Below are 20,764 nucleotides of genomic sequence, written 5' to 3' on the forward strand. Positions count from 1 at the left end.
ATGGTGTCCTTGATGGTGAGTGAGGATGAGGCCCGACTCAGGCGGCGCTGGACTTGCCGCTGTTGATCTCGTCGCGGGTGGCCTTCACCACCTCGTCGTGAAGCAGCGTCCAGACATCGTGGCGGGTGCGGGCGAATTCGGGCGAGGAGCGGATCTCCTCGCTCTCGCGTCCCTCGTTGGCGGGCACGTCGACGATCGCCTTCAGCCGGCCGGGCCGGGAGGTGAGCACGGCGACCCGCTGGCCGAGATAGACGGCCTCGTCGATGCCGTGGGTGATGAAGACGACGGTCTTGCCCGATGCCTTCCAGATCCGCAGCAGTTCGTCCTGAAGCCCTTCCTTCGTCTGGGCGTCGAGGGCGGCGAAGGGCTCGTCCATCAGGAGCACGTCCGGATCGTAGGCGAGGCTGCGGGCGATGGCGACGCGCTGCTTCATGCCCCCGGAGAGTTCGTAGGGATAGCGCGCCTCGAAGCCGGTCAGGCCGACCATGTCGAGGAAATGACGGGCGCGGTCGCGCCGCTCGGCCTTGCGGAAGCCCTTGACCTCCAGCCCGAACTCGACATTGCCGAGCGCGGTCTTCCACGGCAGAAGCGCATATTGCTGGAAGACAACGGCCCGGTCGAGGGCGGGGCCGGTGACTGCGCGTCCGTCGATGAGGATGCGGCCGGAAGACGGCTTCGCCAGACCGGCGATCAAATCGAGGAGCGTCGACTTGCCCGAGCCCGACGGACCGACGAGAACGAGGAATTCGCCGGCCCGGATCGACAGCGAGATGTTGTCGAGGGCAGTGAACGTTTTCGTCGCCTCGCCTTTCGCCGCGCGCACCTTGAAGGTGCGAGACACGTTTTCGATGTCGATGCTGCTGCTCATGGCGGCTCTCCGGAATGCGTGAAATCCGTCGGTCCCCGCGCCAGCGGCGGGGACCGGATCTGCCTTGGGAGGCGAAGCGGGGCGTGTCAGTTGGTCTTGCTGAAATAGGGGTTGAATTCGTCGGTGTAGAGGTCTTCCACCTTGTGCTTGCCCTTGGGCACGATGCCCTGGCGCTCGACGAGATCGAGCCAGAAGGCGACGTCTTCCTTCTTCTGCAGGCCGTGCTCGGCCCATTTCAGCACGGAGAAATCGCCCTTGCCGTCATTGGTGTAGACCCAGGGCGCCAGCTCCGGATCGAGCTTGCCACGCTCGATGCCGATCTTGACCACCTCGGCGCCGTTCTCGTTGGCCCAGTCGGCAGCCTTGGCGATCGCGGTGACGTAGCGGCGGACGGCCTCGGGGTTCTCCTCGATCCAGTCCTCGCGCGCCATGGTGCCGCCGCGGATGATGGTGCGGCCGGACAGATCGGACAGCTTGAAGAGCTGGCGGTAGCCGCCCTTCTTCTTCAATTGCGCATCGAGCGGTCCGAAAGCGTAGAGCGCCTGCAGCTCGTCGGCCAGCAGCGACTGTTCCTGCTGCGGCGGCGGAACGGCGATATAGGTCACGTCCTCCTTGCCGACGCCCTTCTGGCCGAGATAGTCGAGCGTGAACCAGGAGCTCGACCAGCTGAGATTGGTCATGCCGATGGTCTTGCCCTTGAGATCCTCGGGCGACTTCACCGCGCTGTTTTCCGGCACGAACAGGCCGTCGCCGCCGATCTTCGGATCGATCAGAAGCGAGGAGGCGACGATTTCGCGGACCTTCAGGCCCTTGTCGCGGACATTGATGAAATAGGCATAGTCGGCATAGGGCGCGACATCGGTCAGCCGGGCGTCGATCGCGGACGTGTACTGGTCCGGCGGCAGCGCCACCCGGACGAGGTTGACGCCGGCTTCCTTGAAGAAGCCCTTGACGTCGGCGACGTCGATCAGCTCGTAGCCATTGGCCCAGGGCTGCTGGGGCGAGTCGATGACGCGGACATCGATGAGATCCTCGGCGAAGGCGGTGCCGGACAGCCCGGCAAGGGCGGCGGCGGCAAGGAGCGCGGCGCGCGCGGCGCGTCCCGCGCCAGAGGTGAGGCGAGCAAGCATGATGGTTCCTTTTTGTGAGGGGAAGCCCGATCCCTGCCGGGGCCGGGCAGGCGGGTGCGGTTACCTTTCCACGTTGACGTTCCATGACGTCAGCGACTTCTCGAGCCAGACCAGCAGGGTGTTGGCGACGATGCCGAGCAGCGCGAGGATGATGACGCCGACATAGAGGAGGTCGATGCTCATCAGGTACTGTGAATTGACCACCAGATAGCCGAGCCCCGAATTGGCGCCGACCATCTCGGAGACGACGAGCATCAGGAAGGAATAGGTCACGGCGAGCCGCATGCCGGTGACGATCGACGGGATCGACGAGGGCACGACGATGCGGGAGAACAGCTGCCAGTCGGAAAGCGCCAGCGAGCGGCCATACTTGATCAGGGCCGGATCGACATAGCGCACGCCGCTCATCGCGCCGAGCAGGATCGGCCAGACCACCACCCAGTAGATGATGGCGATCTTGGTGAAATAGCCGAGACCGAAGAAGAGGATGAAGACGGGCAGCAGCGACACGGGATTGGTCTGGCGCAGGAGCTGGAGCAGCGGGTTGAAGTAGCGCTCGACCTTCGGATACCATCCGAGCACGATGCCGGCCGGCACCCCCGTGACGACACCGAGGGCGAAGCCGCCGAGCGCCCTGAGGATCGACACCTCGACATGGGGCCAGAGCTCGCCCTTCAGGGCGAAATCGACGCCGGTGACGACCACCTGCGAGAAGGCCGGCAGGAAGGCGCTGTCGACGATGCCGAGACGCGGCACCAGTTCCCACACCGCGAGGAAGACGATGATCGCGATCGACTTTTCAAAAGCGGACGCGACGACGCGCGGGACGCGCAATGGCGCCGACACGGTTCCGACGGCGAGATCCTTTGCGCTGTGCGACGTATCGAAAATGCTGGTCATGGGTAGATCCTTTTTTCTAAAATTACTATTTATATAAATTTAGTGTACTATTTTCGTGCCAAGTTTGCCGTCATTCGTAGATTGGTTTTCCGTAAGACCGGGCGCGGGAGGAAAGGAGGCGGGCGAGGACCCGTCTCCCGGATGTCGGCATTCCCCGATGCGGCGGTCCCGGCAACCCGCATTGCCTGAGCGCGGGGTTTATCCGACCGTTACAGAGCGGCGGTTTCGATGCTTCAGTTTCGAAGCATGATCTTGCCGATCATCGTTTCACGACGGTTGGAGGTGCTCCGGCCGCGGCAAACACGCTCCGAACTGACCGGCGCCATGGCTGCCGGGACCTGAGAACACGTGCCGGCACCGTCGCGCCATTCACCCGACAGTCGGGAGGGAACCCCGTCGGAGGAGGCCCGGCGCCGCTCCGTCATGGCGGCCCGGTCCGGCATCATGCGATGCTGATGACGCCACCGGGGAAGACGACACGGAGGCAGGGAACCTCCGGCGCGCTGCCGGGTTCGGTCTCCTGAAGGAGAAAGATCATGAACTATCTCTGGCTGCTTGTGGTGGCGGGTGGCGCCGCCGCCTTGGGACTGGCCTTGCTCTACGGCACGCTGCGCGACCGCCGCCTTTCCCCACGCGAAAAGACGGCGCAGCGGGAGCGGCTCCGGGAGGTCTACGGGTCGACGTCGCCGCCGACGCATCCGGACGGAGAGGGAGCAGGCGGCACGACCCGGGGCGTGCTCGCCGGAGCGCTTCTCGTCTTCGCCGTCATTGCCGGCGTCACCTATCTGCTGTCGTTGCAGCCCGCCGTCGACGGCGCACACACGGCGTCGACGGAGGCCCAGAGAGACCTGCCCGCCGGTCCGGCCGACACCAAGCCACTTCCCGGAAACCTGAACCGGGGCGAGTGACCGCAGCACGGGCGCGCTCCGAGAGGGTCAAGGCGTCCGCACCCATCCGGGGGCCGGCGACCCTGTCGCCATCCTTGTGGCGAAGCGTGTTCTCCATCCCCTCCAGCGTATCACCACGCGGGATGACAGACCCTACCAGACGCTGGCCGGCTTGACGCAGGCGGTAGCCCGCCTGACGCAACGGCGGAGCCTGCCTCGGCCGCGCCCGGACATGACAGCGCCGCGACCCCCTGCCTGGCGCCGATCCGCAAGGGAAAACGGCGGCATCGCGCCGGATGTCTCCAGCGAACAAGCGGCGCCACCGCGTCAACCCTCGGGATGCCGGTGGATCGGATCGACCCAGTAGACTGCCTCCGGCCTTTCGACCGGGTCGACGTCGGTGATGTTGACGACGACGGCCTCGTTGTCCGAGCGCACGAGCACGCATTCGAGCACATTGTCCGGATCGGCATTGATCTCCTGGTGCGGAACGTAGGGCGGCACGAAGATGAAATCGCCTGGACCGGCCTCTGCGACGTATTCCAGCCGGTCGCCCCAGCGCATGCGCGCCTTGCCGCGAACGACGAAGATGACGCTTTCGAGCGCGCCATGATGATGGACGCCGGTCTTGGCATTCGGCTCGATCGCCACCGTTCCGGCCCAGATCTTCTGCGCCCCGACCCTCGCATGGTTGATGGCCGCCTGGCGGAACATGCCCGGCGTCTGCGCCGTGTTCGGGTCAAGCTGGTCCCCCTTGATGACGCGGATGCCGTCATGCTTCCAGCGCTCCGCGCTGTCGTGGGGAGGATGATGGTCGCTCATGGGCCGCCCTCGTCGTCAATGTCGTGCTACGGGACCCATCCTATCTCCGGCCGCAGCGCACACACAAACGAAATGCGCGTGCAACAGGAACGGGAAGCAATCCCGCGGGGGTCGATGCCCCGGCATATCGCACGGCTCCGCCCGAATGGCCATGGGGCGAGACGATCCTCGAGGCCGCACGCCGACGGGCGTGCCGAGGAGAGGGCGCCATGCGCGGCCCGTCAGGCATCGATCCGGTAATCCGAGGCAGGCGTTCAGGGCGACGCCGGGATACGATGATCGGAAAGGACGGGGAGATCGGCCGGGAGGGACGGCAGCGACTGCAGCGCGACGCCGGTCCCGATGCCGCAACTCCGGGACAGCTCTGCGAGGCCACGATGCAGGCACTTGTCATATGCTTCGTGCCGAGACCGGCACGGAACATGTCGAAGGCGCGCGCCAGCTCACGCAAACGATGCCCGTACTCTTTCCACCATATCCAAAAGCAGGAGACCGCCGGCACCGCCTCGGCTCCGCTTCTCCTCACGGGGATGAGAAAGGGCCGGGCCGCCGCTGGACACCGCGGCAAATCGGGTGGCGGCGGGGGAAATGGCGTGATTATCTGCGGCCCGAGAAGGAGACCGCCATGATCCACACCCCCACGCTGATTTCCGACATCACGCCCGGCGGCGGCGACTACGACACCGTTCGCAGCGTCATCGAGCTGCTCACCGAGGACTATCGCGACCAGCCGACGCTGGAAAGGATCGCGGCGCGCGTCGGCGCGACGCCGGCGCAGTTGCAGCGCACCTTCACCCGCTGGGCCGGGCTGACGCCGAAGGCCTTCCTGCAGGCGGTGACGCTTGACCATGCCAAGCGGCTGCTCGGGCCGGAAAGCCTGCCGCTGCTCGATGCCAGCCTCGAACTCGGCCTGTCCGGGCCTGGCCGGCTGCACGATCTCTTCGTCACCCACGAGGCGATGTCGCCGGGCGAATGGAAGGCGCGCGGCGACGGACTGACGATCCGCTACGGTTTTCATCCCTCGCCCTTCGGCACGGCGCTGGTGATGGCGACGGAACGGGGCCTTGCCGGCCTCGCCTTCGCCGACGAGGGTGGAGAGGCGGCCTCCTTCGACGACATGGCGCGGCGCTGGCCGAATGCCGCCTATATCGAGGACAGCGCCCGGACCGCGCGCTATGCCGCCCGCATCTTCGAGCCGGAGAACTGGCGCCCCGATACGCCGCTGCGCGTGGTGCTGATCGGCTCCGACTTCCAGATCCGCGTCTGGGAGGCGCTGCTGAAAATTCCGATGGGCCGCGCCACCACCTATTCGACCATCGCCAGCGGCATCGGCCAGCCGACGGCATCGCGTGCCGTCGGCGCCGCCGTTGGCCGCAACCCGATCTCTTTCGTCGTGCCCTGTCACCGGGCGCTCGGCAAGAGCGGCGCGCTCACCGGTTATCACTGGGGCCTGACGCGCAAGCGCGCCATGCTCGGCTGGGAAGCAGGGCAGGTCGCCGCCGGCTGACCCCGAAACGCGGACGGGCGCGCAAGGGGCGCCCGTCCGCACGCTTCTGCCGGGAAAAACTCAGTGTGCGCCGGACATGTCGCCGAGCACCTCTTTCGAGGCTACCGTCGAGTCGGCCTTCAGCCGGTAGACCATCGGCACGCCGGTCGCGAGGTTGACCTTGAGGATCTGCTCGCGGTCGAGCCGGTCGAGCACCATCAGCAGCGAGCGCAGCGAATTGCCGTGGGCGGCGACGAGCACCGTCTGGCCGGCAAGCACGCGCGGCAGGATCTCGGTCATGTAATAGGGCCAGACGCGGGCGCCGGTGTCCTTCAGGCTCTCGCCGCCCGGCGGCGGCACGTCGTAGGAGCGGCGCCAGATATGCACCTGCTCCTCGCCCCATTTCGCCCGCGCATCGTCCTTGTTCAGGCCGGAAAGGTCGCCGTAGTCGCGCTCGTTCAGCGCCTCGTCGAAGATGGTTTCGAGGTCCGGCTGGCCGACCTTGTCGAGGATGATGCGGCAGGTGTGCTGGGCGCGCGTCAGGGCGGAGGTGAAGGCGATGTCGAATTTGATGCCGGTCGCCGCCAGCGCCTCGGCGCCCGTCGTCGCTTCCTCGACGCCGAGCTCGGTCAGGTCCGGGTCGCGCCAGCCGGTGAAGAGGTTCTTCAGGTTCCATTCGCTCTGGCCGTGACGGACGAGGACGAGGGTGCCGCTCATGGGGATGTTCCTCCGGGTTGGGAAAGGGGATCAGGCGAGCCCGAGCACGTCGAGCATCGAATAGAAGCCGGGCTTTTCGTCGCGTGCCCAAAGGGCCGCCGCGATCGCGCCGCGGGCGAAGATCGCGCGGTCGGTGGCGCTGTGCGACAGCGTCACCTGCTCGCCTTCGCCGGCGAGGATGACGGAATGCTCGCCGATGACCGAGCCGCCGCGCAGCGTGGCAAAGCCGATCGTGCCGGGAACCCGCGCGCCGGTGTGGCCGTCGCGCACCCGCACGGAGTGGCCGGCGAGGTCGACGCCGCGCCCGTCCGCGGCCTCGCGGCCGAGCAGCAGCGCCGTGCCCGACGGCGCGTCGACCTTGTGCCGGTGGTGCATTTCGAGGATCTCGATGTCCCAGCCGGCGGCCGGCAGCGCCTTTGCCGCCTGCCGCGTCAGCACGCCGAGGAGGTTGACCCCGAGGCTCATATTGCCGGACTTGACGATGCGGGCATGGCGGGCGGCGGCGGCGATCCTCGCCTCCTCTTCCGGCCCGCAGCCGGTCGTGCCGATCACATGGACGATGCGGGCCTGCGCCGCGAGGCCGGCAAAGGCGACGGTCGAGGCCGGCGTGGTGAAGTCGAGCACGCCGTCGGCATGGACGAAGGCCTCGAGCGGCGCGTCGGTGATCGCGACGCCGTTGGCACCGAGGCCTGCCAACGCGCCGGCATCGCGGCCAAGGAAGGGCGAGCCCTCGCGCTCGACGGCGGCGTGCAGCACGACGCCCTCCGTCGCCGCGATCGTGCGGACCAGCGTCTGGCCCATGCGGCCGGCGGCGCCGACCACGACGAGCTTCATCTCTGCCATGCTCTCATCTTTCTTCCAAGGAGGCCGCTTCGGCCTCGCCCGCCTCGCCGGCGAGATTGTGCAGGCGAGCGTAAAGGCCGCCGCTGCGCTGCGCAAGCGCCTGATGGGTGCCCTCCTCGACCACGCGGCCGTCCTTCATGACGACGATGCGGTCGGCATTGACGACGGTCGAGAGGCGATGGGCGATGACGAGGACCGTGCGGCCCTTCATCGCCCGGTCGAGCGCCTTCTGCACGGCGGCTTCCGATTCGGTGTCGAGCGCCGAGGTCGCCTCGTCGAGCAGCAGGATCGGCGCGTTGCGCACCAGCGCGCGCGCGATCGACAGGCGCTGGCGCTGGCCGCCCGACAGCGTCACGCCGTTCTCGCCGACCGGCGTGTCGTAGCCCTGCGGCTGGGCGAGGATGAAATCATGCGCGAAGGCGAGGCGCGCGGCCTGCTCGATCTCGGCATCGCTCGCATCGGCGCGGCCGTAGCGGATGTTGTCGCGGATCGAGCCCTCGAACAGGTAGGGCTGCTGCGAGACATAGGCGATCGCCGCGCGCAGCGACTGCTTGGTGACGCCGGAAATGTCCTGCCCGTCGATGAGGATCCGGCCCTCGCCGGGATCGTAGAAGCGCGGGATCAGGCTGATCACCGTCGACTTGCCCGAGCCCGAGGGGCCGACGAGCGCCGTCGTTCGGCCGCCCTGCGCGGTGAAGCTCACATCCTTCAGAACGTCGTCGCCCTCGCCGTAGGAGAAGCGGACCTGGCGGAATTCGATCTCGGCCGCGCCGATCGCAAGCGCCGTCGCGTCCGGATGGTCGCGCTGGTGCGGCACCATGTCGAGGATCTCGTAGATCATCCGCGCATTGACGACGGCGCGCTCCAGCTGCACCTGCAGCCTTGCCAGCCGGCGCGCCGGATCGTAGGCCATCAGCAGCGCGGTGACGAAGGCGAAGAAGGCGCCGGGCGCCACGTCGTCGTAGATCGAGCGGAAGGCGGCATAGGCGAGCACGCTGGCGATGGCGAAGCCGGCGAAGGTTTCCGTCATCGGCGCGGTGCGCTCGCTCAAACGCGCGATGCGGTTCGCCCGGTTCTCCGCCCGGCTGATGATCGCCTCGACCTTGCCTTTCAGCTGGTCCTCCATGGTGAAGGCCTTGACTATCGAGATGCCCTGGATCGTCTCCTGCATGGCGCCGAGGACGTGGCTGTTGACCTCGACCGATTCGCGCGTCGCCGCGCGCAGCCGGCGCGAGACGTAGCGCAGGCCGATCAGGAGCGGCGGCGCGATGACGAAGACGATGATCGTCAGCAGCCAGTCCTTGCTGATCATCACGCCGATCAGCGCGACGAGCGTCAGCGCGTCGCGGGCGATCGAGGTGACCGTCATGTTGAGCACGTCGCGGATGCCGGTGACGTTCTGGCTGATCTTGGCGGCGAGCTGGGCCGAGCGGTTCTCGTTGAAGAAGCCGATGCTCAGCGCCATCAGGTGGCTGTAGAGCCGGCGCTGGTAGCCGGCGACGATGTTGTTGCCGATCTTGGCGAGGATCACCGCCTGGCCGTAGGTGGCGAAGCCGCGCAGCATGAAGGCGACGAAGATCGAGGCGCAGATGACGAGGACGATGTCGGCGCGCTTGTTGGCGAAAGCCTCGTTGACCACCGCCTCCATGATCCAGGCGGTGAAGGCAGTGGAGGCGGCGATGACGGCGAGGCAGGCGACGGCGACGAGATAGCCGCGCACATGCTCCCGGCCGTTCTCGGCGACGACGCGCTTCAGGACGCTGGTGATCGTGCCCGTGTCGACGGAACGCGGCTTTCTGTCGGTCGCTTTCAAAAAGAGGGCCATCCCCGGAAAAGAGACTGCGGCAGGATCAGGGCGCCGCATCAACGAGCGGCTCTATAGTCCTTCGCCGGCGGTTTGGCGAGTCGCGCGCCGTCGGGCGAGAGGCGCGGCGCTCAACTTCTCCAGCGCCGTCCCTCCATTGCAACACCGAAATTGCGCGGCGCCCGGGCAAAGGCGGCGAGCCCGGAAAGTGCTGCCTTCGGATGGGTCATGACGAAGGTCGGCACGCTTTTCAAAAGCGCGGAATGGGGCGCCTTGTCCTCGAAGGCGATGCGGAATTCCGGCTTCCTCAGCGCGGGAAGGATCTTGAACGGGATGCCGCCGGCAAGGAAGACGCCGCCGCGTGCCATGAAGATAAGCGCGAAGTCGCCGGCAAGGCGCCCGAGATAGGTGGCGAACAGGGACACGGTCTCGCTGGCGGCGGGGTCCGTGCCGGCAAAGGCTGCACCGGTCACGGCGGCGGGATCCGTCAGATCCGCCGGCCTGCCGTCGGCGGCGCAGACCGCGTTGTAGATATTGACGATGCCGCGGCCGCAGAGAAGCTGTTCGCCCGAGATCCGGCCTTCGATCGTCTCGAGATGCGGCCAGATCGCCTCGTCGCGGGCAGAGCGCGGCCCCATGTCGACATGGCCGCCTTCGCCGGGAACGGGAAGCCAGGAGTGCAGCGCATGGACGAGGCCGGCGACGCCGAGGCCGGTTCCAGGCCCGAGCACGACGCGGGAGGCGGCGGGCCGGATCGTCCCCGGGCCGATCTGCTCGCGGTCCGCGTCGCCGAGCGCCGCGGCGGCGAGTGCCTGCGCCTCGAAGTCGTTGATGACGAGGATGTCGGCGAGGTCGAGATTCTTCAGCATCTCCTTCGGCCGTATGACCCAGCCGGCATTGGTCAGCGGAATCGCGTCTCCCTGGATCGGCCCCGCGATCGCCAGGATGGCCGAGCGCGGCCGGACCGATGTCTTGTCGAGGATCGACACCTGCATCGCCTCGTCGATGCTGGCGAAATCCCCCGTCGGGATCACCGGAAACTGCTTCGGCTCGGCGAAGGCATCGAGCAGAAGGGCGAAGCGGGCATTGGTGCCGCCGATGTCGCCGATCAGGATCGGAAAGGGGAGATGGACGTCGGAGGCGCTTGCCATCGGAATTCCTCGTCGCGGGGTCGGGTCGCGGCTTTATTATCAGAGGGGACGAAAGTCGATCAACTGTTCGGCGGTGGCCCGGTTCAGCGCCATCGGGATGTCGTAGACGATCGCGAGACGCATCAGCGCCTTGACGTCGACATCGTGCGGCATCGCCGTCAGCGGGTCGACGAAGAAGATCAGCGCATCGACCTCGCCGGTCGCGATCAGCGCGCCGATCTGCTGGTCGCCGCCGAGCGGGCCGCTCTTCAGCCGCGCCACGCTGAGGCTCGGGCAGGCCTCCTGCACCCGGCCGCCCGTCGTGCCGGTGGCGACGATGTCCCAGGCGGACAGCTGGTGCTCATGGGCGCGGGCAAAGGCCGCAAGGTCGTCCTTCTTCTCGTCATGCGCGATCAGCGCCACGCACCGCCTGCCCGTCATCGGCTGCTTCCTTCTGCCTTCGGGCAAGCCATGCCATATTCTAAATCGATTTGAAATCCCTCAATCCTCGCGGGATGCTCAGCGCGGGCGCGGCGTGGGCACCGGCACGTCGGCGGGCTCCGGGGCAGGGGACAGCGCCGTCGCCGTCCGTTCCGCCGCCACCTCGACCGGCGCCGCGCCACCTCCGACGGCCGGGCTGAGCAGCACGGTGCGGCAGGCCTTCGGCAGGTCGTCGAGCATCACCTGGCGCGGCTTCACCGGCTTTGCGTCCGGGTCCTTCTTCGGCTTGGCCCAGGGCTCGTCGGTGAACCACCAGGCGAGCGATTTGTCGCAGCCGTCGCCGGCTGCGACCTTCGCCTGCGGCTTGCAGTTCGCCGCGCCTTCCGGGCAATGCAGGCGGATATGGAAATGCTCGTCGTGGCCGTAGACGGGCCGGACCTTGCCGAGGAGCGCACGGTCGCCCTGCCAGGTGTCGCACAGTTTCTTCTTGATCGCCGGATTGACGAAAACGCGCTCGACGTCCGGATAGCTCGCCGCCTGCATGACGAGGCGGGCATGGACCGGCGTCCAGCGCCGGCTGTCGACCGTCAGGAACTGGTCCTTGCGCAGCATCGAGACGAAGGGCTTGTCCTCGCGCTCCTCCGGCGACAGGCGCCGGTCCGGCATCGGCTGGAACCAGATGTCGGCGTCGAGGCCGATCTGGTGCGAGGCATGGCCGGTCAGCATCGGCCCGCCGCGCGGCTGCGACAGGTCGCCGATGAGGATGCCCTTGCCCCAGCCGATCCGCTTCGCGTCCGCCGACAGGCGTTCGAGCAGCGAGACGAGCTCGGGATGGCCCCAGCGCCGGTTGCGCGACAGGCGCATCGCCTGCCAGGTCGGCCCGTCGGCGGGAAGCGCGACCGCGCCGGCGATGCATCCCTTGGCATAGGAGCCGATCGGCTGCGTCGCCAGCGCCGCCGGCCGCGTCACCGCGCCGAAGAGCTGCTTCGCCGGTTCCTCCTCCGCGCCCGCCGTCGCCGTCAGGGCGGAAAGAAGCGCAAGCACCGCCGCCGGCCGGCCGAGACGCCGCCCTACCAAACCCAGACCTGACATCCTGCCCCTTTCCGAGAGCGCCGCGCGCCCGTTTCATCCGCAACGCCATTGCACACGGCCTTTGTGTCAGCCTTGCGGTCACCGGGAAGTGAGCGGAAAAAACCGGCGGCGCGGCGGCTCAGCCTGTCAAACGCCTGAATTTCCCCTATTGTGTCGATCCTGTTGCAATGCGGCGATGGAGCGAGGAATGCGGCGAACGGGCTTTTGGGCGATCTTACCGGCGATGCTGATGCTGATCGGCGCTTCGGCCGGCACGGCGGCGGCGCAGGAGCCCGCACCGCAATGGCGCATCGGCACGTCTCTGTTCGGCGAACTGAAATACAAGCCCGGCTTCGCCCATTTCGACTATGTCAACCCCGACGCGCCGAAGGGTGGCGACGTTCGCCTGTCGACGACCGGCACCTACGACACGTTCAATCCCATCGTCCAGCGCGGCGAGGCGGCCGTCGGGCTGACCATGGTGTTCGAGACGCTGCTGAAGCCGGCCGACGACGAGGTCTCGACCGCCTACGGGCTGCTCGCCGAAAGCCTCTCCTATCCCGACGACATCTCGTCGGTGACCTTCCGGCTGCGCGCGAGCGCCGCCTGGGCCGATGGAAAGCCGGTGACGCCCGAGGACGTCGTCTATTCCTTCGAAAAGGCGAAGGAGCTCAATCCGCTCTACACCGCCTACTATGCCCATGTCGTCGCCGCCGAGAAGACCGGCGAGCGCGACGTGACCTTCCGCTTCGACGAGAAGAACAACCGCGAGCTGCCGAGCATCCTCGGCCAGTTCCTCGTCGTGCCGAAGCACTGGTGGGAGGGCGAGACCGCGACCGGCGCCAAACGCGACATCGCGCGCACGACGCTGGAGCCGGTGATGGGCTCGGGCCCCTACCGCATCGCCGCCCATTCGGCCGGCTCGACCGTCACCTACGAGCTGCGCGACGACTACTGGGGCAGGGACGTCAACGTCAATGTCGGCCACGACAATTTCCGCCGCGTCACCTACACCTATTTCGGCGACCGCGACGTCGAGTTCGAGGCCTTCCGTTCCGGCAACATCGACTACTGGCGCGAGAACCAGGCGAGCCGCTGGGCGACCGGTTACGATTTCCCGGCGGTGAAGGACGGCCGGGTGAAGCGCGAGGATTTCCCCAACACCTTCCGCGCCGTCGGCGTCATGCAGGCGCTGGTGCCGAACACGCGCCGCGACCTGTTCAAGGACATCCGCGTGCGCGAGGCGCTGAACTACGCCTTCGACTTCGAGGATCTGAACCGCGCCCAGATGCACGACGCCTACAAGCGCGTCGACAGCTATTTCTGGAACACCGAGCTCGCCTCCTCCGGCCTGCCGGAGGGCGACGAGCTGGCGATCCTCGAAACGGTGAAGGACAAGCTGCCGCCGCAGGTCTTCACCACGCCCTACGCCAATCCCGTCGGCGGCAACGAGAAGAACGTGCGCGCCAACCTGCAGAAGGCAGTCGGCCTGTTCCGCGAGGCGGGCTATACGCTGAAGGGCAACCGCATGGTCAATGCCGCGACGGGCCAGCCCTTCTCCTTCGAGATCCTGCTGTCGAGCCCGATGCTGGAGCCGCGCGCGCTGCATTATGCCAACAGCCTCAAGCGCATCGGCGTCGAGGCGCGCGTGCGCACCGTCGATCCCTCGCAATACACCAACCGGGCGCGTGCCTTCGACTACGACATGACCTGGGTCGTCTGGGGCGAGAGCCTGTCGCCCGGCAACGAGCAGCTCGACTACTGGGGCTCGAAAGCGGCCGAACGGCAGGGCTCGAAGAACTATGCCGGCATCGCCGACCCCGCCATCGACGCGCTGATCGGCCGTGTCATCTTCGCCAAGGACCGGCCCGAGCTCGTCGCCGCCACGCGCGCGCTCGACCGGGTGCTGCTCGCCGGCCATTATGTCGTGCCGCTCTACTACAAGAATGTCGACAACGTCGCCTACTGGGACAAGTTCGAGCGGCCGGCGGCACTGCCGGACTACGCGATCGGCTTCCCGGAGATCTGGTGGTCGAAAGAGCCCGGCAACTGACGCCCGGCCGGGCCGGACGGCGGGGCAGGCGTCACCAGCCTCGCGCAAACCGGGCGGTGTCCCCTGCCGTCCCGGTCCGTCGGGGGCGGGTCGATTCGGCTGGCCCTTGCGCGATCGGGCGGGCTCGGCTCCATATAGTAGAATCGAATCAGACGGCATATTGCCGACCACAAGGATCTCCGTGACCGTGCTTTCCAGGCGCCCGCCGCACCAGACCCGGAAGACCGCCGCACTTGCCCGCGCCGGAGCCGACCGCTGATGGGTGCCTATATCCTGCGCCGCCTGCTGCTGATGATCCCGACGATCGTCGGCATCATGGCGATCTCCTTCGTCATCGTGCAGTTCGCGCCGGGCGGTCCGGTCGAGCAGGTCATCTCCGACCTCACCAACGCGTCCGGCGGCGACCGCCTGTCCGGCACCGGCGGCGACATGCTGCAGGCCGGCAACGAGAGCGGCAGCTATCGCGGCGCGCAGGGGCTCGACCCGGAATTCATCGCCAAGCTGGAAAAGCAGTTCGGCTTCGACCGGCCGCCGCTCGAACGCTTCCTCAAGATGATGTGGGACTATCTGCGCTTCGATTTCGGCGACAGCTTCTTCCGCGACATCAGCGTCGTCGACCTGATCCTCGACAAGATGCCGGTGTCGATCTCGCTCGGCGTCTGGGTGCTTTTGATCTCCTATGCCATCTCGATCCCGCTCGGCATCCGCAAGGCCGTCTCCGACGGTTCCACCTTCGACGTCTGGACGTCGGGCATCATCATCGTCGGCTATGCGGTGCCGGGCTTCCTCTTCGGCATCCTGCTGATCGTGCTCTTCGCCGGCGGCTCCTTCTTCGACTGGTTTCCCTTGCGCGGCCTCGTCTCCGACAATTTCGACCAGTTGTCCTGGTGGCAGAAGATCCTCGACTATGCCTGGCACATGACGCTGCCGCTGCTCACCCTGCTGCTCTCGGCCTTCGCCACCACGACGTTGCTCACGAAGAACTCCTTCATCGACGAGATCCGCAAGCAATATGTCGTCACCGCCCGGGCCAAGGGGCTCGCCGAGCGCCAGGTGCTCTACGGCCATGTCTTCCGCAACGCCATGCTGATCATCATCGCCGGCTTTCCCGGCGCCTTCATCTCGGCCTTCTTCACCGGCTCGCTTTTGACTGAATATATCTTCTCGCTCGACGGCCTCGGCCGGCTTGGCTACGAGGCGGTGGTCAGGCGCGACTATCCGATCGTCTTCGCCACGCTCTACATCTTCTCGCTGATGGGCCTCGTCGTCAGCCTGATCTCCGACCTCATCTACACCTGGGTCGATCCGCGCATCGATTTCGAGCGGAGGGACGTCTGATGACGGCGGTGGTCTCCGAACCCGTCGGCCCTGCAAAGGCGAAGTGCGGGCTGCTGTCGCCCGTCAACCGCCGCCGCTGGCAGAATTTCAAGGCGAACCGGCGCGGCTACTGGTCCTTCTGGATCTTCCTCGTCCTCTTCGTGCTCAGCCTCTTCGCCGAATTCATCGCCAACGACCGGCCGCTCGTCGCCTCCTATCGCGGCGAGATCCTGTTTCCCGTGCTGGTCAACTATCCGGAGGAAAAGTTCGGCGGCTTCCTCGCCGAGACCGACTACCGCTCCGACTTCATCCGCGAGGAGATCGAGGCGAACGGCTGGATGGTTTGGCCGCCGGTCCGCTATTCCTACGGCACCGCCAATTCGAACATCCCGCATTCCGCCCCGACGGCACCCTTCTGGCTGATGGACGCGGCGGAACGCTGCTCGGGCTATCCGCAAGGGCCCGAGGATCCGAACTGCACGCTCGGCAACCTCAACTGGCTCGGCACCGACGACCAGGCCCGCGACGTCACCGCGCGCATGATCTACGGCTTCCGCATCTCCGTCCTCTTCGGCCTCGCCCTGACGATCGCCTCGGCCGTCGTCGGCGTCACCGCCGGCGCGGTGCAGGGCTATTTCGGCGGCTGGACCGACCTCATCCTGCAGCGCTTCATCGAGATCTGGTCGTCGATGCCGGTGCTTTACATCCTGCTCATCATCGCCGCGATCCTGCCGCCCGGCTTCTTCGTGCTGCTCGGCATCATGCTGCTCTTCTCCTGGGTCGGCTTCGTCGGCGTGGTCAGGGCCGAATTCCTGCGCGCGCGCAATTTCGAATATGTCCGCGCCGCCCGCGCGCTCGGCGTCGGCGACCGCACCATCATGTGGCGCCATCTCCTGCCGAACGCCATGGTGGCGACGCTGACCTTCCTGCCCTTCATCCTCTCGGGCTCGATCACCACGCTGACCTCGCTCGATTTCCTCGGCTTCGGCATGCCGCCGGGCTCGCCGTCCCTTGGCGAGATGATCGCGCAGGGCAAGTCGAACCTGCAGGCGCCCTGGCTGGGTCTCACCGCCTTCGTCGTCATGTCGGTGATGCTGTCTCTGCTGATCTTCGTCGGCGAGGCGACGCGCGACGCCTTCGACCCGCGAAAGACCTTTGGCTGATGGCTGACACTCCTCTCCTCTCCGTCCGCGATCTCTCCGTCGCCTTCCGGCAGGGCGAGCGGGAGACGCGCGCCGTCGACGCCATCTCCTTCGACGTCATGCCCGGCGAGGTGGTGGCGCTGGTCGGCGAATCCGGCTCGGGCAAGTCGGTCTCGGCCAATTCGATCCTGCGGCTGCTGCCCTATCCGGCGGCACGCCATCCGGGTGGCGCGATCCTGTTCAAGGGCCAGGATCTGATGACGGCCTCTGACGAGGCGCTGCGCCATGTGCGCGGCAACGACATCACCATGATCTTCCAGGAGCCGATGACCTCGCTCAATCCGCTGCATTCGATCGAGCGGCAGATCACCGAGATCCTGACCCTGCACCAGGAGATGAAGGGGCCGGCGGCGCGTGCACGCGTGCTCGAACTCCTGCATCAGGTCGGGATCCGCGAGCCGGAAAAGCGCCTCTCCGCCTTCCCGCACGAACTCTCCGGCGGCCAGCGCCAGCGGGTGATGATCGCGATGGCGCTCGCCAACCGGCCGGAACTCCTGATCGCCGACGAGCCGACGACCGCGCTCGACGTCACGGTGCAGGCGCAGATCCTGGCGCTCCTCAAGGACCTCAAGGACCGGCATCGCATGTCGATGCTGTTCATCACCCACGACCTCGGCATCGTCCGCAAGATCGCCGACCGCGTCTGCGTCATGACCAGGGGCAGGATCGTCGAGACCGGCCCGACCGAGGAGATCTTCGGCAATCCGCAGCATGCCTATACCCGCCACCTGCTCGGCTCGGAGCCGCGCGGGCGCCCGCCCGCCGCCGATCCGGCGAGCCCGGTGGTGATGGAGGGCAAGGACATGAAGGTCTGGTTCCCGATCCGCACCGGGTTCCTCCGCAAGGTCACCGACCATGTGAAGGCCGTCGACGGCATCGATCTGACGCTGAAGGCCGGCCAGACGCTCGGCATCGTCGGCGAATCCGGCTCGGGAAAGACGACGCTCGGGCTCGCGCTTGCACGGCTGATCGCCTCCGAGGGCCGCATCGTCTTCCTCGGCCAGCCGATCGACGGCTTCAGCTTCAAGGAGATGCGGCCGTTGCGCAACCGGCTGCAGATCGTCTTCCAGGACCCCTATGGCTCGCTGAGCCCGCGCATGCCGGTGGCCGACATCGTCGCCGAGGGGCTCGCCGTCCACGAACCGCAGCTCTCCGCCGCCGAGCGCGATGCCCGCGTCGCGGCCGCCCTCGTCGAGGTCGGCCTCGATCCGGAGACGCGCTGGCGCTATCCGCATGAGTTTTCCGGCGGCCAGCGCCAGCGGATCGCGATTGCCCGCGCCATGGTGCTGAAGCCGAAATTCGTCATGCTCGACGAGCCGACCTCGGCGCTCGACATGAGCGTGCAGGCGCAGGTGGTCGATCTCCTGCGCGAGTTGCAGAGGCTGCACGGGCTTGCCTATCTCTTCATCAGCCACGACCTGCGCGTCGTGCGCGCGCTCGCCAACCATGTCATCGTCATGCGCCAGGGCCAGGTGGTGGAGCAGGGGCCGTCCGAACAGATCTTCGAGGCGCCGCGCGAGGACTACACCAAGGCGCTGATCGCCGCCGCGCTCAACCTCGACACGGTGGAAAGCGCGGCCGTCCGGCAATAAGCCGGCGGGAACGGCGGTTGCGCCGCATTTTAGCGTTTCCTTGCACGGCGATTTCAGGGTCACCGTGCCATGGTGCCAGCGTCCATCGTCAGCAAGGAAACCTCGTCATGGCGCTCAGCCTCGCCGGTATCGCATCCACGCCGCAAAGATCCGCCTCGCCGCTCGCAGCCGCCCTCGAGACGCTCTCGGACGGGCTGCGCATCAAGCGCGGCACCGACGCGCCCGGCAGCCTCGTGGCGGCGGAGGCGCAGCGCGCCGGCGTCGCCGCCCTTTCCCGCACCCTCGACAGCCTCTCCTCCGCGACGCAGGATGCGCAAACCGGCGGGCAGGCGCTGGAGGCGGCCTCGAAACTCATCCAGGATGCGCGGGACATGGCGCTCGCCAGCGCCCACGGAACCGGACCGGCCGCGGCCTATTCCGAGTTCTGAGCCTTCAGGGGCGGCGACAGCCGGTCGGATCGCCGTAAAGGGCGGCGATCCGGGCGATCGCCGCGTCGAGCCGCTCGCGCGCCACGGTCATCGTCGCGCCGTTCGCATGGAGCAGGGTTTCCTCGTCCTCCATGATGCCGACATGGCCCTTCCAGAAGACCAGGTCGCCGCGCCGGAGGTCGTCGCGCGCGACCGGCGTGCCGAGGCCGGAAGCCTGCATGTCGGAGTCGCGCGGCGCGGCGCGGCCCGCCATCAGCATCGACAGTTGCACGAGGCCGGAGCAGTCGATGCCGAAGGCCGAGCGGCCGCCCCAGAGATAGGGTGTCTCCAGGAGCCGCGCGGCAACCGCCACATAGTCCGGCGCGGGCGCATCGTCCAGCCGGCGGCAATGGCCGGCGACCACGGCCGAACCGTCGGCGAGCAGGAGATAGGCCGTGCCGCGTGTCTCGGCCTCGCCCGTGACCGAAAGCCGGCTCCCCATCGACAGGGCATGGAGATGTCCCCGCTTCAGGTCCGGGCCGGCATAGCGGTAGGTGCGCGGCGCGGTGACGATATGGGTCGTCGTTCCCGCCTTCTCGGCAACGGCCTTCGCCGGAAGATAGCCGACATAGCCGTCGCCGTCGGCGACCACCCAGGCCCAGCCGTCGGCGGCATCGAGCAGGCGCACCGTTTCGCCGAGCAGGAGCTCGGTATCGATGCCGGCCCCGGGCTCCGGGCGCGGCCTGAGCGGCGCGACGGGCAGGACGATGCACGCCGGACGTCCCTCGGTGAAGCGCGCGGCGGCGACCTGCCCCTCGAGGCGCCGGTCGGCAAGGTCGGGGCGAAAGGCGTTCAGGCGGCGATCGAGCATGCCTTTGTCGAACCTCGTCGGGAATCGGTGCGGGACGTCTGATATGTGTCAGAAATAGGTGGAATGCCGTTATCCCGGAAAGACAGACGACAACAAGAGAGCAGAGATCTTTCGGGAACCATCGGCCGGGTCGATCCGACGAGGCTTTTCGCGCCCGGCTGGGGCGCAAATCTTCGGATATCCCGTCACCTCGGCGGCGATCCTGTCCCGCTGCGAAAGGAGAGCCCTCGGCAGGCGCCCTGCCGCCGGGGTCCCGCACGGGATTGAGGACCGGGCGAGGGGTGGTTTCGGCACGGCCTCCCGGCGGAAGCGGCAGGCCGCGCTTTCGCGAGGCCGCCCGTCGCCGTCGACCGGCTCAGTTCGTGCCGGTCGTTTCCTTGCGGCTGTCTTCCTTGGCGAGCTTCTGCCAGGAACCCTGCTGCGACAGCACGCCGCGCAGGTAGCGCACATTCGCCTCCGCCTGTTCGGCCGACAGTTCCTGCCGGGCGATCTGCTCGGCCTCCTGGAAGCGGCCCTGCAGGCCGACGGCGAGCGCGAGGTTCTGGCGCACGCTGCTGTCGGCGCGCGGCTGCTCGGCGGCGGAGCGCAGATAGGTTTCCGCCGTCTTCAGGTCCTTGGCAAGCAGGTAGGACATGCCGATGTTGGAGAGCACCGAGGGTTCGTTCGGCTGGATGTCGAGGGCGTCGCGATAGCGCGCGCGCGCCTCGCTGGAACGTCCGAGCTGGTCGAGGATCGCCCCTTCCGCCGATTTCAGCCGCCAGTCGGGCCGGTCGGGGGTCTGGGCGCGGGCGATGGTCGAGAGCGCCTGCTCGAGCTGTCCCGCCGCCGCCTGGGCCTTGCCGTAGGCGGCGAGCACCTCGCGGTCGTTCGGAGAGTTGATCGCCACCTGCTGCATCACGGCGAGCGCCTGCTCGTTGCGGCCGGTCATGCGCAGGATGTTGGCGTAGTTGAGGCCCGCGTTCCGGTCCTTCGGGTTGCGCTCGTAAGCCGCGCCGACACTGCCGGCGGCCTGGCGCAGCTCCTGCTCGTTCATCTCCTGCACCGGCTTCGACAGGGACGGCACCGACCCGGTCGTCAGTTCCTTCTTCGGACCGGCGCAGCCGGCAAGGGCGAGGGCGAGCAGCGGCAAAGCGAGCCAGGCAAGGCGCTTCGCGCGGATCTGGGATACGGTGGTCATCGAGGTGTCTCCGGGGGTCGCCTTTCGCGTCGGGACACCACACAGA

19 protein-coding genes are annotated in these 20,764 nt (G+C 67.4%); 7 read left to right on the forward strand and 12 right to left on the reverse strand.

Translation table 11 applies throughout. The features are described from left to right. Nucleotides 1-37 precede the first annotated feature (37 nt). The 3 genes from ACEVQ6_RS15920 to ACEVQ6_RS15930 all read right to left on the reverse strand — a co-directional run bounded on the left by ACEVQ6_RS15920 (nucleotide 38) and on the right by ACEVQ6_RS15930 (nucleotide 2,898). On the reverse strand, nucleotides 38-868 hold the full coding sequence (locus ACEVQ6_RS15920) for an ABC transporter ATP-binding protein (protein ID WP_374890013.1): 831 nt from the start codon (nucleotides 866-868) through the stop codon (nucleotides 38-40). 86 nt (nucleotides 869-954) lie between these two features. Further along, nucleotides 955-1,998, reverse strand: coding sequence for an ABC transporter substrate-binding protein (locus ACEVQ6_RS15925; RefSeq protein ID WP_374890014.1), 1,044 nt, complete (start codon nucleotides 1,996-1,998; stop codon nucleotides 955-957). Nucleotides 1,999-2,058: 60 nt separating this feature from the next. After that, nucleotides 2,059-2,898: an ABC transporter permease gene (locus tag ACEVQ6_RS15930; RefSeq protein WP_374890015.1), complete on the reverse strand. Its 840-nt coding sequence runs from the start codon at nucleotides 2,896-2,898 to the stop codon at nucleotides 2,059-2,061. Between the two features lie 536 nt (nucleotides 2,899-3,434). Between ACEVQ6_RS15930 and ACEVQ6_RS15935 the strand changes: the two genes are divergently transcribed. Beyond that, the gene (locus ACEVQ6_RS15935) at nucleotides 3,435-3,806 is read left to right on the forward strand and encodes a hypothetical protein (RefSeq protein ID WP_374890016.1); all 372 of its coding nucleotides are present in this window, start codon (nucleotides 3,435-3,437) and stop codon (nucleotides 3,804-3,806) included. Between the two features lie 306 nt (nucleotides 3,807-4,112). On the opposite strand, the gene ACEVQ6_RS15940 is transcribed toward ACEVQ6_RS15935, so the two are convergent. After that, nucleotides 4,113-4,607, reverse strand: coding sequence for a cupin domain-containing protein (locus ACEVQ6_RS15940; protein ID WP_374890017.1), 495 nt, complete (start codon nucleotides 4,605-4,607; stop codon nucleotides 4,113-4,115). Between the two features lie 625 nt (nucleotides 4,608-5,232). Here ACEVQ6_RS15940 and ACEVQ6_RS15945 point away from each other — a divergent pair. Next, on the forward strand, nucleotides 5,233-6,114 hold the full coding sequence (locus ACEVQ6_RS15945) for a methylated-DNA--[protein]-cysteine S-methyltransferase (RefSeq protein WP_374890018.1): 882 nt from the start codon (nucleotides 5,233-5,235) through the stop codon (nucleotides 6,112-6,114). Between the two features lie 60 nt (nucleotides 6,115-6,174). Here the strand turns inward: ACEVQ6_RS15945 and ACEVQ6_RS15950 are convergent, their stop codons facing one another. From ACEVQ6_RS15950 to mepA, 6 genes are all read right to left on the reverse strand, one after another. Beyond that, complete coding sequence (locus ACEVQ6_RS15950; RefSeq protein WP_374890019.1) at nucleotides 6,175-6,810, reverse strand: 2,3-bisphosphoglycerate-dependent phosphoglycerate mutase; 636 nt, start codon at nucleotides 6,808-6,810, stop codon at nucleotides 6,175-6,177. 30 nt (nucleotides 6,811-6,840) lie between these two features. Further along, nucleotides 6,841-7,644: a 4-hydroxy-tetrahydrodipicolinate reductase gene (gene dapB, locus ACEVQ6_RS15955; RefSeq protein ID WP_374890166.1), complete on the reverse strand. Its 804-nt coding sequence runs from the start codon at nucleotides 7,642-7,644 to the stop codon at nucleotides 6,841-6,843. Nucleotides 7,645-7,657: 13 nt separating this feature from the next. Further along, nucleotides 7,658-9,466 (reverse strand): ABC transporter ATP-binding protein, encoded by a 1,809-nt coding sequence (locus ACEVQ6_RS15960; RefSeq protein WP_374890020.1) that lies wholly within the window; start codon nucleotides 9,464-9,466, stop codon nucleotides 7,658-7,660. Nucleotides 9,467-9,588: 122 nt separating this feature from the next. Then, a complete protein-coding gene (locus ACEVQ6_RS15965; protein WP_374890021.1) occupies nucleotides 9,589-10,608 on the reverse strand; it encodes a glucokinase in 1,020 nt (339 codons plus the stop codon). Nucleotides 10,609-10,647: 39 nt separating this feature from the next. Next, entirely contained in the window at nucleotides 10,648-11,028 is a 381-nt protein-coding gene (locus tag ACEVQ6_RS15970; RefSeq protein WP_374890022.1) for a methylglyoxal synthase, read from the reverse strand. Between the two features lie 78 nt (nucleotides 11,029-11,106). After that, nucleotides 11,107-12,120, reverse strand: a complete 1,014-nt coding sequence (mepA, locus tag ACEVQ6_RS15975) for a penicillin-insensitive murein endopeptidase (protein WP_374890023.1) — start codon at nucleotides 12,118-12,120, stop codon at nucleotides 11,107-11,109. Between the two features lie 229 nt (nucleotides 12,121-12,349). On the opposite strand from mepA, the gene ACEVQ6_RS15980 reads away from it, so the two are divergent. The 5 genes from ACEVQ6_RS15980 (at nucleotide 12,350) to ACEVQ6_RS16000 (ending at nucleotide 18,691) form a co-directional block, all read left to right on the forward strand. After that, entirely contained in the window at nucleotides 12,350-14,152 is a 1,803-nt protein-coding gene (locus ACEVQ6_RS15980; protein ID WP_374890024.1) for an extracellular solute-binding protein, read from the forward strand. 258 nt (nucleotides 14,153-14,410) lie between these two features. Further along, the gene (locus ACEVQ6_RS15985; protein WP_374890025.1) at nucleotides 14,411-15,490 is read left to right on the forward strand and encodes a microcin C ABC transporter permease YejB; all 1,080 of its coding nucleotides are present in this window, start codon (nucleotides 14,411-14,413) and stop codon (nucleotides 15,488-15,490) included. Then, on the forward strand, nucleotides 15,490-16,632 hold the full coding sequence (locus ACEVQ6_RS15990; RefSeq protein WP_374890026.1) for an ABC transporter permease: 1,143 nt from the start codon (nucleotides 15,490-15,492) through the stop codon (nucleotides 16,630-16,632). The genes ACEVQ6_RS15985 and ACEVQ6_RS15990 overlap by 1 nt, the downstream gene beginning before the upstream one ends. After that, complete coding sequence (locus ACEVQ6_RS15995; RefSeq protein ID WP_374890027.1) at nucleotides 16,632-18,263, forward strand: ABC transporter ATP-binding protein; 1,632 nt, start codon at nucleotides 16,632-16,634, stop codon at nucleotides 18,261-18,263. Before ACEVQ6_RS15990 ends, ACEVQ6_RS15995 begins: the two co-directional genes overlap by 1 nt. Before the next feature lie 107 nt (nucleotides 18,264-18,370). Continuing rightward, a complete protein-coding gene (locus tag ACEVQ6_RS16000) occupies nucleotides 18,371-18,691 on the forward strand; it encodes a flagellin N-terminal helical domain-containing protein (protein ID WP_374890028.1) in 321 nt (106 codons plus the stop codon). 4 nt (nucleotides 18,692-18,695) lie between these two features. Here the strand turns inward: ACEVQ6_RS16000 and ACEVQ6_RS16005 are convergent, their stop codons facing one another. Together ACEVQ6_RS16005 and ACEVQ6_RS16010 are read right to left on the reverse strand one after the other, a co-directional pair. After that, nucleotides 18,696-19,541, reverse strand: a complete 846-nt coding sequence (locus ACEVQ6_RS16005) for a C40 family peptidase (RefSeq protein WP_374890029.1) — start codon at nucleotides 19,539-19,541, stop codon at nucleotides 18,696-18,698. A 355-nt stretch (nucleotides 19,542-19,896) separates the two neighbouring features. Next, on the reverse strand, nucleotides 19,897-20,718 hold the full coding sequence (locus ACEVQ6_RS16010) for a tetratricopeptide repeat protein (RefSeq protein ID WP_374890030.1): 822 nt from the start codon (nucleotides 20,716-20,718) through the stop codon (nucleotides 19,897-19,899). Between the last annotated feature and the right edge of the window lie 46 nt (nucleotides 20,719-20,764).

The sequence above is a fragment of the Ensifer soli genome (genome assembly GCF_041928815.1).
Taxonomy (GTDB): domain Bacteria; phylum Pseudomonadota; class Alphaproteobacteria; order Rhizobiales; family Rhizobiaceae; genus JBHFEI01.

Excerpts from the sequence above, each read along its gene's own strand:
- ACEVQ6_RS15920 (WP_374890013.1), bottom strand. The coding sequence starts at position 868 with ATGAGCAGCAGCATCGACATCGAAAACGTGTCTCGCACCTTCAAGGTG.
- ACEVQ6_RS15925 (WP_374890014.1), bottom strand. The coding sequence starts at position 1,998 with ATGCTTGCTCGCCTCACCTCTGGCGCGGGACGCGCCGCGCGCGCCGCG.
- ACEVQ6_RS15930 (WP_374890015.1), bottom strand. The coding sequence starts at position 2,898 with ATGACCAGCATTTTCGATACGTCGCACAGCGCAAAGGATCTCGCCGTC.
- ACEVQ6_RS15935 (WP_374890016.1), top strand. The coding sequence starts at position 3,435 with ATGAACTATCTCTGGCTGCTTGTGGTGGCGGGTGGCGCCGCCGCCTTG.
- ACEVQ6_RS15940 (WP_374890017.1), bottom strand. The coding sequence starts at position 4,607 with ATGAGCGACCATCATCCTCCCCACGACAGCGCGGAGCGCTGGAAGCAT.
- ACEVQ6_RS15945 (WP_374890018.1), top strand. The coding sequence starts at position 5,233 with ATGATCCACACCCCCACGCTGATTTCCGACATCACGCCCGGCGGCGGC.
- ACEVQ6_RS15950 (WP_374890019.1), bottom strand. The coding sequence starts at position 6,810 with ATGAGCGGCACCCTCGTCCTCGTCCGTCACGGCCAGAGCGAATGGAAC.
- dapB (WP_374890166.1), bottom strand. The coding sequence starts at position 7,644 with ATGAAGCTCGTCGTGGTCGGCGCCGCCGGCCGCATGGGCCAGACGCTG.
- ACEVQ6_RS15965 (WP_374890021.1), bottom strand. The coding sequence starts at position 10,608 with ATGGCAAGCGCCTCCGACGTCCATCTCCCCTTTCCGATCCTGATCGGC.
- ACEVQ6_RS15970 (WP_374890022.1), bottom strand. The coding sequence starts at position 11,028 with ATGACGGGCAGGCGGTGCGTGGCGCTGATCGCGCATGACGAGAAGAAG.
- mepA (WP_374890023.1), bottom strand. The coding sequence starts at position 12,120 with ATGTCAGGTCTGGGTTTGGTAGGGCGGCGTCTCGGCCGGCCGGCGGCG.
- ACEVQ6_RS15980 (WP_374890024.1), top strand. The coding sequence starts at position 12,350 with ATGCTGATCGGCGCTTCGGCCGGCACGGCGGCGGCGCAGGAGCCCGCA.
- ACEVQ6_RS15985 (WP_374890025.1), top strand. The coding sequence starts at position 14,411 with ATGGGTGCCTATATCCTGCGCCGCCTGCTGCTGATGATCCCGACGATC.
- ACEVQ6_RS15990 (WP_374890026.1), top strand. The coding sequence starts at position 15,490 with ATGACGGCGGTGGTCTCCGAACCCGTCGGCCCTGCAAAGGCGAAGTGC.
- ACEVQ6_RS15995 (WP_374890027.1), top strand. The coding sequence starts at position 16,632 with ATGGCTGACACTCCTCTCCTCTCCGTCCGCGATCTCTCCGTCGCCTTC.
- ACEVQ6_RS16000 (WP_374890028.1), top strand. The coding sequence starts at position 18,371 with ATGGCGCTCAGCCTCGCCGGTATCGCATCCACGCCGCAAAGATCCGCC.
- ACEVQ6_RS16005 (WP_374890029.1), bottom strand. The coding sequence starts at position 19,541 with ATGCTCGATCGCCGCCTGAACGCCTTTCGCCCCGACCTTGCCGACCGG.
- ACEVQ6_RS16010 (WP_374890030.1), bottom strand. The coding sequence starts at position 20,718 with ATGACCACCGTATCCCAGATCCGCGCGAAGCGCCTTGCCTGGCTCGCT.